5 protein-coding genes are annotated in these 12,571 nt (G+C 33.2%); 2 read left to right on the plus strand and 3 right to left on the minus strand.

Annotated elements, in window-relative coordinates; translation table 11 throughout:
* Positions 1 to 4,034 precede the first annotated feature (4,034 nt).
* A complete protein-coding gene (gene serA, locus P856_RS03900) occupies positions 4,035 to 5,282 on the plus strand; it encodes a phosphoglycerate dehydrogenase (protein ID WP_025300861.1) in 1,248 nt (415 codons plus the stop codon).
* A gap of 485 nt (positions 5,283 to 5,767) precedes the next feature.
* Here the strand turns inward: serA and P856_RS03905 are convergent, their stop codons facing one another.
* The 3 genes from P856_RS03905 to P856_RS03915 form a co-directional block, all read right to left on the minus strand.
* Positions 5,768 to 6,574 (minus strand): TatD family hydrolase, encoded by an 807-nt coding sequence (locus P856_RS03905; RefSeq protein ID WP_081713443.1) that lies wholly within the window; start codon positions 6,572 to 6,574, stop codon positions 5,768 to 5,770.
* A complete protein-coding gene (gene metG, locus P856_RS03910; RefSeq protein WP_025300863.1) occupies positions 6,571 to 8,118 on the minus strand; it encodes a methionine--tRNA ligase in 1,548 nt (515 codons plus the stop codon). The genes P856_RS03905 and metG overlap by 4 nt, the downstream gene beginning before the upstream one ends.
* A 984-nt stretch (positions 8,119 to 9,102) precedes the next feature.
* A complete protein-coding gene (locus tag P856_RS03915) occupies positions 9,103 to 11,307 on the minus strand; it encodes a primosomal protein N' (RefSeq protein ID WP_025300864.1) in 2,205 nt (734 codons plus the stop codon).
* 215 nt (positions 11,308 to 11,522) lie between these two features.
* Here P856_RS03915 and fsa point away from each other — a divergent pair, with 215 nt between their 5' ends.
* Positions 11,523 to 12,185: a fructose-6-phosphate aldolase gene (gene fsa, locus P856_RS03920; RefSeq protein WP_025300865.1), complete on the plus strand. Its 663-nt coding sequence runs from the start codon at positions 11,523 to 11,525 to the stop codon at positions 12,183 to 12,185.
* The last annotated feature ends 386 nt before the right edge of the window (positions 12,186 to 12,571 follow it).

Here is a 12,571-nt window from a genome sequence, read left to right on the forward strand (position 1 = left end):
CATCTGAGGATAGCTTAATGATGCAACATGTTTATTTTTAATTGATTAGTTTAGCTCAAAATTTAACATCTAGCATTATAAACTCTAATGCTTATTTCAGAATCATGATATAGAATGATTGAATCATAAACTGCTTATAAGTTTTAAAAGTTATTATGAATAATTATTTATCAAACCTTATGTTTTATATGTGGTGCTTATTTTCATGAATATTAGTTTAGGTCAATTGTGTAAGTTGTTTTCAGCAGGTTAGTAGCTAATCATCTATATTGGGTAAACACTAAAATAGATTAATGTGCAGTATTACATATGCTGTGGTTAAAAGCTTATACCTTAATAGTTATTACATTTAAAAAAATAATAGTACTACTTTAGTATTAATGTAAGTTAATAATTACAATTTCACGTTTATTAACTAATAAGCAAATAATAATTTTTTTATAATAAAGTAAAACTACATAATGAATATAACAATCTTTTATTATTAAGTTGTTCTAAATTTCTAATTTATTGATCAATTAATATATTGAATCATTATATTAACGTAATGCTTGATACAAGCTTTATTAAAATGAATTATAAATAGTTACTTAAATATTCAAATCGAATATCACATAAGTGTCTATATTTAACCATATAGATACTTATGTGATATCATATATATAAATTATATAGTATTACTTATCTATTGCCTAATCGACAATAATGGTAAAATTATCGCAATATCATTTGCTTAGTTAATTACAATGTCAATACAATTAGATTATAACTAATAGTTAGATATGTAACCAATATATACACATCAACAATCATGTAAGAGCCCTTACTATAATCAACTCGATTATCTTGTTAATACGACTCCGTCGAAAAAATTAATTATTAATCTAAAAAAATTAGAAAACTTAATATTTTCGTAGCTTAAAAAATTTAATATTAGTAATATTATTATTGTATTATTATTGTTTTTTTAATTTTTGATAAAAAGCTAATTTTAATAGTTTTTACGAAAATATCTTTAATCAAAGAAATTCTTTAAAATTTTATTGCTGTCAGTGTTTAATTAACCGTTTATGCTAAAGATATATAAAATATATTACGCAGTGTTTTACTTATGTTGATTTTACATGAGCAAACAAACTCATTTATTATTTACAGTAATAATTCTTTTGAATATTAATTCACACTCTATTGTTAATAGTGAATAAGTATATTTTACTCTTCCTAATAATACTAAGTGCCTATAATACTAAACATAAAAATTGATATTAAATAAAAATTAATCCGGATTTATTTGATTCTACAAATTTTTCATTATACGGTAAATAATGAGCGTGAGTTAATTTCGCAACCTAACAAACGGATATAAAATCAATATTGAGTTATATCCATACCTAAAGAGCAATAATGTTTGATCTCAATATAGTGCTTTATAAAGCACTATATTGAGATCAAACTAAGAAACTTATAATCCCCATTAAGATTGGGATTAATGTACAGATATTTTTAACAATTAATTAAAAATTAATTAGTTTCATCAGGTTAATATATCTTAATCAACTTTTAAAATAATGTTATTATACCAATAACGTCTAAATTTTTAAATAAATTACTATACTTGAACAGCTAATCTATCGACACATTATAAATAATGTGCCTTTCTAGTTTATTTAAGCAATTGAAATTTGCTGCTGATGCGATAAGTTAATATCACTCTTAATTAACTATCAGTCTTATTCACTACAAAAATATAACTTATTTACTTTATGCATACGTGAAAAATAGACAAGTATCAATCATACAACAAAAATATAAATACTTCAATTTAATTGAATACTATGGTTATTTATTTTATGCAAAGACGATACGTGGATAAATATACCATAATATTATCTAAATGTTTTTTATTGAATGCTTAAAGAGTGAATTTTTATTTACAACAACAATAAAAAACCCTTGAATTATATGTTTTAACCTTTATGCTACAATACCAGCGATAATCTTAAATAGATTACTACTTGTGCTGATTTCCTACAGAAGCAGAATTTTCTCAATTAGGATTAATAAATATACTTAACTGCTTTAGTAATTAAAAATAAAATATGTATTAAATACGCGATTAATTAAGTACATTAGGTTGACAATTAGTTAATTTAGGTAGTTACGTCAAGAAGAGATAAATATTTTATATTCATAAAATACCTCGTAAGAGTGTATCCTCTTGCCTAACAGCTTATAATTGTTTACTCTAGAAGAACCAATCTTTTTTAAATAGTTCGATACTGAATTGCCAACCTCTACATAAGTTTTATTTCTTTTTATTTTAAAGCACCTAATTCTCTATGAGGTAAATATAAAGTATAAATAGAGATGTGGCTAGCAACGAAGTAAATCGAGATTTTAGAAAAAATTATTTCTAATATCCAGCTAGCACTATTATTTACAACATTTAAATGAGCTACTCATAAATATTGCCTACTTAAGTTAGGGAGGTTATTGCTAAATAGCTAAAATAAAACACAATCAAATATAAATTTGCCTAAAGCTAATAGCCCCTTTCAATAAGATAGTTATATCATACTGATATCGCATTAACATTTACAGCCCGTAGTAATCAAATAGCAAAAATAAAAAATTATTCTGTTTTTAAAGGAATTATATTTAAAGAATGATTACCTTTAATGAACATTATTAATTTTTATATAAGCTGAATATTAAGTTTAAATGCTGTTACCAAAATCAAAATTTTTTAATATAAACTGCTAACTAAAAAGTTGCTAAATTTTAGGCAAAGTTAACATATAGTTAGCTTGATAGTGCAATAACTAACGTAAGTTAATTTCTATCAGCTTTCTTTCACACGCACAATCATATTCTACTGCTAATGACGTACGATTGATGATAGTATTGTCAAATACATATATTATTCAGGTATAGTATTCTATAATTAAAAATATAAACTTCGTTTAATTTTGTGCTAAATAATTAAGTATTACTTAAGTGCTGCTAGCAATTTATATATTGCACCTCACCTCATGATTATAATAATCGAACTGCAGATTAATATTAATTAGCATAATATTTTTTTTGTTATAATCAATATTGCTATTTTAATTACAATGATTAAATGCGTTGTTCTTAAACAATCATTTTGAATGTTATACAATGTTAATCGTACAATGTTAATCGTATAATTAATTGATCAATTAATTATACGATTAACATAAACTAACCCGATCTAGTGTTATTTTAACAGTAAATCTATTCACTTACAAATAGCTTTCCCCAAAATGATAAGTTGTAATTGTTACTATTTATTAGTATTTTATGAATGAGCTAGGTTTTATATGCTATCCTATTATAATATTTGCTATCCGGAAGGTATAAGCTTACTTTTCACAAAAATTAATGTATTAGCTAATGCAATTATAGTTATTAGTTATGAACCTAACATAAGATAGAATTTATGTATAAAGTTAATTGTAGCAGAAAAAAGATCTGCAATTTTTAATTTTTCTGCTCTTAGTAATGTCAGAAACGCACTAATCTACTTACAATTCTAGTATAAAAAGAATTTTGTACTATTTTGTCGAGCATTTTATTAAATTAGAATATTATAAGTGTTAGTTAAGCAAGGGGAAGAATTATTCCTAAAAGATTACTCTTTATTAGAATGATTTTCACTAACGTTATAAACAAATTACTAATGTTCTAGCCCATCTTATAAAATGGAAAAAGCTAATAATAATTAATTTAAAAATAATTTATAAAATCTTTGTTGTGTAAATAAACAATGATTATTATTTAACTTAATAAAGCTATAGTAACTATTACACTAAAATATCAATTGTATATTTTGTACAGTGTTATTCTTAATAGACTGCAAGAATAACAATGCATCAATTAAAACGCTGAAAGCACATGATAATCTAAGTATTAATCTGCAATTAAACTTAATATTAACAGTAAGATAGCATCAAGTTGTTAATATTATATGCTAATCGGTTTCGTAAATAAATGCTAATAAGAGTATCTCTATGACGTCTAACAAGTTATCCCGTCCTAAAAATCAAATTCGCATACTTTTATTGGAGAGCATTGCTCCTAGTGCTCGCGATGCTCTCCTCAGTGCTGGTTACACTAATGTTCATGAAATATGCGGTGCACTGGATAAAGCTGCGTTAATTAAAGCGATTCAGGGGGTGCATATGCTTGGTATCCGTTCGCGGTCACAACTTACAACGCAAGTGCTTGGAGCTACAAATACATTAGTAGCAGTAGGGTGCTTCTCGGTTGGTACAAACCAAGTAGACTTAGCGGCGGCTTCAGCGCTAGGAATTCCGGTATTTAACGCGCCATTCTCTAACACACGCTCAGTTGCTGAACTAACGATAGCTGAAATCGTTATGCTTATGCGCAATACTTTCAAGAAATCAGTTAACGTTCATAAAGGTCGCTGGGATAAAACTGCTGCTGGCTCACGCGAAGTACGGGGTAAAACATTAGGCATAATAGGCTATGGAAATATAGGCACTCAGCTAGCTGCGTTAGCCGAGTCAATGGGTATGCGAGTGATTTACTTTGATCGATTAGACAAGCTCAGTCACGGCAACGCCGAATCTACTAAAACTATCGATGAAGTATTAGCCAAGGCCGATATAGTTTCCTTACACTTACCAGAACAACCAGATACTAATGGCTTGTTCAATGAAGTGCGAATTCGTTCTATGAAAAAAGGAGCATTCTTGATTAACAATGCCCGTGGTAGTTTAGTAGATATTGATGCCCTGGCTAACGCTCTAAAAGATGGTCATTTATCTGGAGCTGCTGTAGATGTTTTTCCAAACGAACCAAAATCAAATAAAGATATCTTCGAAAGCCGATTGCGTGGCATTGAAACCGTTATTCTTACTCCGCATATTGGTGGATCAACAGAGGAAGCACAGGAATGTATCGGCGAAGAAGTAGCGCGAAAGTTTGTCGAATATTCCGATGTTGGCTCGACCATGGGCGCAGTAAACTTTCCCCAGGTACAATTGCCAAAGGGCACTTTGGTCACACGGTTTATTCAAGTTCAGCGCAATGAACCGGGTGAACTTGGACGACTTAACGATTTATTTGCGCGTCACGGATTAAACATTGTGTCTCAGCATTACCAGACAAATGAACATATTGGATATGTGGTGCTAGATGTTTGTGGTGCAGTGCCGAATTGTGTAGATATTTTAAAAGAAATCCGGCAATTAGCTGGTACTATCCGAGCTAGGTTATTAAATAGAGTTTAGTTATCTCACAGATTATAGTACAAAATTTTATAGCAGTACAATAAAGATTATTTAACGCAAGCTATTTGAGCTAACTATTATAGCTAAATAATATTTAATTATATTTTATATTAGTAGTTGTCCTATAGGCCAGTAGATCAGCAATTTCAAAGGATAGTTTAGTTTAAGTAGTGTTTAACAATTAATTATTTAGCAATGATATTAATATTCTACTATAACATCAATATCATTGCTAAATATTCAGACAGGCAATCTACTAACTGCTAATGTTCCTCATTTGAAATCTTCACGTTCGATAATACAAAAAACGCTTGATCAATACATTTTAGTGCTATCTATTAAAGTTTTTATACAGTTGCACACACCAAGTTATGCCATCGTTTTTTAGATTTTAGTTTTGAGCATACTGCATAAATGTTAAGAATCAAGAAGAGAATATCAACAAGATTATAATAAAACAAATTTATTTTATCTTACTTCTCAAACTATTTATAATCTGTAACCCGGTTAAACAGATGTAAAAAATTCTGTGTAGTAACTAACGCACTTTCCTCTTCTCTTATCCCCTTAGTGTCGGCTAATGCTTTATTTATATGTATGATATAGGCTGGTTCATTGCGCTTGCCACGATAGGGCGATGGGCTAATAAACGGTGCATCAGTTTCTATCAATAAGCGATCAATAGGTAATTTAGCAACTATATTACGAAGATAGTTGCTTTTCTTGAATGTTAAAATGCCAGATAGAGAGATATATAGGCCAATATCAATCATTCGCATTGCCATATCATAAGGACCAGAAAAACAATGTATAACGCCATTAAAAGGCTTATTAACGTATTCTTTTTCTAGGATTGTTGCAGTCTCTTCGTAAGAATTTCGAGTATGGATGATAAGTGGCATGCTGGTCTCTTGCGCTGCTGCAATGTGCGCGCGAAAAGTATCAATTTGCGTATCTCGCGGAATATTACTATGGAAATAGTCTAGCCCGCATTCACCGATAGCTACAACCCTCTCGCAACTATATGCAAGAGCAATAATTTTTTCCGTTGAAATACAAGTATCCTTAGATATTTGGTGCGGATGAGAGCCAACTGAACAATATACATGCGAGAAATTTTCAGCAATAGTGCGAACACCAGCAAAGCAGCTCATCCTCGTGCAAACAGCTAACATGTGAATTACTCTCGCTCGTCTTGCTCTAGCAATAACGTTATCTAAGTCTGACTTAAACTCATCAAAATCTAAATGACAATGGCTATCGCTTAATATTGGAAGAGATAACTTCGTCAATCTAAGACATCCTTAGGCTCAACCCAGCGAGGGAAAATACCTTCTGGTTTTGGTAATCGTGTCCCAGGCGTTAAACCGCACTTTGCATCTAGCTGGTCAAAACCACGAGCATCAAGCGGAATCGCAAGCTGTTCTAGCATCTTTGCACAAGATGTCGGCATTACTGGCTGTAACAATATTGATATATATCGAATAGTTTCGAGAAGAGTATAAAGCACAGTAGCCATTCGCTCATAATCGCTTTTGTATAATCCCCAAGGCGCTTGATCGTCTACATATCTATTAGCATGTTTAATTACACAAAAAATCTCTTCCCAACCCTTGTGAAAAGCTTGATCATCAAAATGCCTACGCACGGCTACAAGCAAAGCATCTGCGGAAGCTAAAAGCGCAAGATCCTCTGTAGTAAACCTACCAGGGGTTGGGACAGTGCCCCCGCAGTTTTTTGCAACCATAGAAAAGACTCGCTGTAATAAATTGCCGACATCGTTAGACAACTCTGAAGTCATTCGTTTAACAATGGATCTCTGTGAGAAATGCCCATCACTACCAAATGGTACTTCGCGCATCAAATAATATCGTACCGGATCAAGTCCGTAGGTTTTTATCAAAGCAATTGGGTCAATTACATTGCCAATTGACTTAGAAATTTTCCTTCCATCACTAGTCCACCAGCCATGAGCAAAGATTCTTTTTGGTGGTTCAAGTCCAGCTCCCATCAGGAAAGCTGGCCAATAAACAGCATGAAAACGCAAGATATCTTTGCCAACTATATGCAAGTCAGCTGGCCAATATTGAGAGTATTTACTAGTAACTTTAGGAAAGTCAACAGCGGTTATGTAATTGGTTAATGCATCAAGCCATACATACATAATGTGTTCTTCATCGTCAGGTACTGGTATACCCCATTTAAAGTTAGTTCTACTGATCGACAAATCTCTTAGCCCCGCCTTGACGAAGCAGATAACCTCGTTTTTGCGAGTTTCTGGGGCAATAAAATTAGGATTTGCTTCATAAAATGCCAACAGTTTCTCCTGCCAACTTGACAAGTCAAAAAAGTAAGAAGGATTTTTCATGCGTTGTACTACAGAACCAGTTGGTGCGATATGCTGACCAGCAACATTTTTTATATCAGCTTCATTATAAAAAGTTTCGTCACTAATCGAGTACCATCCTTCATAATAACCAAGATAAATATGACCATTATTCTTAAGCAAACGCCAAAAACTTTGGGCAGCTGTCACATGACGTGTCTCAGTTGTACGAATAAAATCGTCCTGAGTAAAACCCATTGCCCAAGATAAATCACAAAAATGCTGACTGACCATATTAGTGAAACTTTGCGGATCTAAGTCAGCTGCTAAAGACGCTTTTTCTACTTTTTGTCCATGTTCATCGGTACCAGTTAAAAACATCACGTCATAACCATCAAGACGCTTAAACCGAGCAAGTACGTCGCACGCTAAGGTTGTATAAGCATGGCCAATGTGCGGCTTATCATTTACATAATAAACAGGTGTGGTAATGTAGTAGGTGGGGCTCATTAGCTAGGCCTCCGTTGCTACAATAAGTTAAAGAGTTAAACATAGCTTAAAATATTAATAACTCAGCATGTCTCGTTTAAAAAATTTAGTTTAGGTTGATTTAGAAGCTAAGGGCATTTTTAACTTAAAAAATTCAACTTTAACTTGCAGTTAAAGAGAATCAATTCAGCGCTGTGCTAAAATTAGCGCGTAGAAAAATTTCTTTACATCATTATCAAAGAGCGAATATAATGGTTTTGTTTTCCTGCACATTTGCTTATTTTACCAAAATAATGTTTACACAACGTATAGACAATGGGGAAGTAGAGCGGTGTAATATTAGCCATATTTTTATCGCAATCAGATATTGCCTTAGCAGTTAGTTAAACGTTTGCAATCTAAATTAAAAAAAATCTTTGTATGATTTTAAATCAGAGTGCTTACGGAAGTATGTTAAAAAATACAAAATCATTTCTTTATGAATTAAAATAATATTTTTATTTATCATTCAAAATTCTGTTATTTTCTTGCACTTTAGGCAAAAGTGTTTTTTTTGATGCCTCCAAAAAAAACAATAAAATAATTTTATAATAAAAAACAAGATTAAAAATTAATGGTTATGATTTTATACTTACTAAATACAAATGTATCTCAAACTACATTTAAACTGTATCAGATAAAATTAAGTACTTGCTTGATTAATATCTTCTTGACTAAACCAATTACAGTAAAAATTTTTGCTTTCCTTTAAAGTACTACGGGTAGTCTTCATTACTTAATAAAATGATCTGCACATAAAAGCTTATCATTTGCTTACAAACAAATTAAATTGCCAAAAATGTAATTAACTTATCTCTGGTTATCCGTAATTTGATATTTTTAAATATCAAGAATATTAACTAATATTTTAGCAATGTTTAAAAACCATTAGACGAATAAAAATCGTGTATTCTTTAATTAACGCTAAAATCTTATCCGTAAATCATTAAAAGTTAATAATCTTCCTCACATAAAATTGTAAGGATCAACATCAACTTTAATTCGTACAGAACTTTTTGGTCTGATCGCCGCAAGCCAATCTCGCAATACTTTTTGAATATTTACTTTTCGATCAGCTCTAACAATAAATCGACGTCGATGGTAGCAACGAATAACAGCAATTGGCGCTGGAATTGGTCCCAAGATTATCACTCCATTCAGCCTTGGCATTGCTTTAGCAATAAGTTGAGCCACCTCATCGACTTGTTTGAGGTTAAGTGATGAAATCACGATCGCTGCTAATTTTCCATAAGGCGGCATGCCGAATGCTTTCCGCTGATTAATTTCAAACCGCAAAAAAGACTCTCTATCGCCTGATGCTATTGCCTGCATCACTGGGTTTTCTGGCGCTAAAGTTTGTACAAGTATTTTAGCGGGACGGCTAGCTCCGCCAACATGACCAACGACTTGATGTAAAAGTTGGTAAGTTCTTTCGCATGCCCGAGGATCACACCCTGTTAGCCCTAAATCAGCATCTACTACTCCGACCAAAGTCAAGAAAGGAAAATTGTAACCTTTGAATATCGATTGAGTAGAGATGACGACATTAATTTCTTTTGATTGCATTGAACGTACGAGCTCAGCTGTACTATTTGGCCCCTTCACTGTATCAGAAGAAGCAATCTGAAATTTAACGTCTGGAAATCTGAGCAGCATCTCTTCAGCCAAGCGTTCCACACCTGGACCGCTGAAGATAAAACTATCCCTGATATTACATAAGGGACAGCATTTTGGCAATGAAGTAGATAGACCACAATAATGGCAAATCAATTGATTTAGCATCTGGTGCATCACAAGCCAAGCAGTGCATTTCGAACATTTCAAACGATGACCGCAATTATTACATAAAGTGAGCGGTGCATAGCCGCGACGATTAATAAACAACATCGACTGCTCACCTTTATCCAAGGTATTTTGCATCGCTTGAATTAGTGGCTGAGAGAGAAAATTTCCTCGATCTAGCGAGTATTTACGCAAATCAATCAACGCTACTTCAGGTTTATTTATATCACTACAAAATGCAGCTAAGTGAATTGAAGTATAGCGACCTTGACGCACGTTTTCTACAGTCTCTAGACTAAGAGTAGTGCTAACAAGGATGATGGGTATTCCTTCCAGACGCGCACGAACTACAGCCATATCACGAGCATGGTAAACAACACCAACATCTTGTTTATAATATGATTCGTGCTCCTCATCGACAACAATTAAACCAAGTTCATTAAAGGGTAAAAATAAAGCTGAACGAGCGCCAAATAATACTCTTACAGATCCTTTTGCAACTGCACGCCAAGTATCACGCCGCACCCTAACTTGTAAAGCTGAGTGCCAAACCGCTGGCTTAACAGCAAAACGATCCGTAAATCGTTCTAGCCATTCACTAGAGAATACAATTTCCGGCAGCAATACCAAAACCTGCTTGCCTGCAGCTAAAGTCTCGGCAATTGCCCTAAAATATACTTCAGTTTTCCCTGAACCCTTAATACCCTCCACCGCTGTTACAGAAAATCTGTTAGCATTTATTCTACTACTTAGAATTTTAACAGCCTTCTGTTGTTCTGTGTTAAGTATCTCCCATTCTCCGGTAATATCGGGTGGCTCAAATATCGGATACTGAATTGCACTACTACAATCCAATATACCGCTTTCAACCATACTCTTAATTACTCTTGAACCTACTACAGCCTTACGAAGCAAGTTTTTGTGGTCAATAACTATACAATCATTAAACACCGACAATACTCGGCGACGTGCATTAGTTAGACGCTTTGGGCATATCCGATTTTCTTGAGAAGCAAGCGCATAAAACAGGATAGACTTTGGCGAATCAAATGCTGATGGAGTACTCAGCACCATGCGTAATACGCTACCGCGAGGAGCAAGAGTCCAAGATGCAGTCCATTCTACCAAATCAATTAAGTTTTTAGGTAAGCGTAATAAGTCAAAGCGCCTGATCACCCATCGCAGTCTTTTCAACTCTGCGTGGGTTTCGTTGCTCAGACTAAGGACTACCCCAAGCAAACGCCTGCGCGAAAAAGGAACTTCAACCAAATCGCCACGATTAAGCTCCAACATTGGGTTGGCATTGTAATGGTACTCTTTATTTAATGGCAAAGGTAGCAGAACACTCACAACACAGGATTGATTATTTAAAGGCAACAAACTATGCATAATAGCCTTTATATTTGACTTCTATTCCACTCGTAATTTATTTGAATTATTAATTCAACATAGTATAAGCAATAATGTAAACTACTCTGATGAAATATAAAATATCCCTATTTATAGCTAAATAAACGCTAGTGCTAGGATTAGAATATTTGTCTTACAAATTGTCTACAAAAATTTTAAGAATGCGCTTTAATATTAATTAGGAGATTAACATAATGAAATTATTTATCGATACTGCTGATATCAAAGAGATTCGCGATCTTAATGCAACCGGCCTAATAGATGGCGTTACCACTAATCCATCGCTAATAGCCAAATCTGGTAGACCGATTGCTGAAGTAATTGCTGAGATTTGTGACGTGGTTGCCGGTCCAGTATCCGTTGAAGTTACTGCAAGCGACCATGCTACCATGATGCAGGAGGGACGTTATTTATTGGGAATTGCCAATAACATCACAATCAAAGTTCCGCTAACAATTGATGGATTAAAAACTTGTCGGGTATTTGCTGACGAGGGTGCAGCGGTCAATGTAACCTTGTGTTTTTCTCCCGCTCAAGCATTGCTTGCTGCAAAAGCTGGAGCAACTTTCATCTCCCCATTCGTTGGTCGTATGGAAGATATTGGTGCTGAAGGCATGTTAATAATTAAAGCGATCATTGATATCTATAATGTTTACAACTTTGATACTAATGTCTTGGTTGCTTCTGTGCGTGGTCCACATCACGTGGTAGAAGCTGCAAAAATAGGCGCCGATATCTCCACACTACCTCCTGCGGTAATGAGAGCTATGTACCAACACCCGCTGACTGAGAATGGCTTAAAAAGATTTACAGCCGACTGGAAAAATACTGGCCAGTCAATTCTCTCGTCAAAATGACAATACTGCATAATCACAAAAATGTAAATTCTGTACCCTTAAATCGCTAGCAGTTAGGTCATTTGAGAGTTTTTGAATGGTTTTAATATAAGCAGTATAATTAAATGTAACAAAACGATATGCTTGCCAGCTATCCCTTTAGCCTTATTGTGAAGCAATAAACTTTCAAAAGTACTCAATAAAATAATGCTAAATTAGATGATAAATGAGAATTTATAAATCTAAATTAAACAATTTAGCGCAAATCTTACGTCGTAGCCATCTCAATTTAAAATGAACCTCTCTGTTCTCCATGATTGATTAAATTTAGGATTATGAAAGTAGAACACCGCTATTAAGAGCATTTCCTACTAAAATGTGATTTTGTGAGCTATTAACAGTAAAAA

The organism is Candidatus Endolissoclinum faulkneri L5 (assembly GCF_000510265.1).
Lineage (GTDB): Bacteria > Pseudomonadota > Alphaproteobacteria > Thalassobaculales > Thalassobaculaceae > Thalassobaculum > Thalassobaculum faulkneri_A.

What these genes read in the sequence shown, in the direction of transcription:
- serA (WP_025300861.1), top strand. Translation starts at nt 4,035, where the DNA reads ATGACGTCTAACAAGTTATCCCGTCCTAAAAATCAAATTCGCATACTT.
- metG (WP_025300863.1), bottom strand. Translation starts at nt 8,118, where the DNA reads ATGAGCCCCACCTACTACATTACCACACCTGTTTATTATGTAAATGAT.
- P856_RS03915 (WP_025300864.1), bottom strand. Translation starts at nt 11,307, where the DNA reads ATGCATAGTTTGTTGCCTTTAAATAATCAATCCTGTGTTGTGAGTGTT.
- fsa (WP_025300865.1), top strand. Translation starts at nt 11,523, where the DNA reads ATGAAATTATTTATCGATACTGCTGATATCAAAGAGATTCGCGATCTT.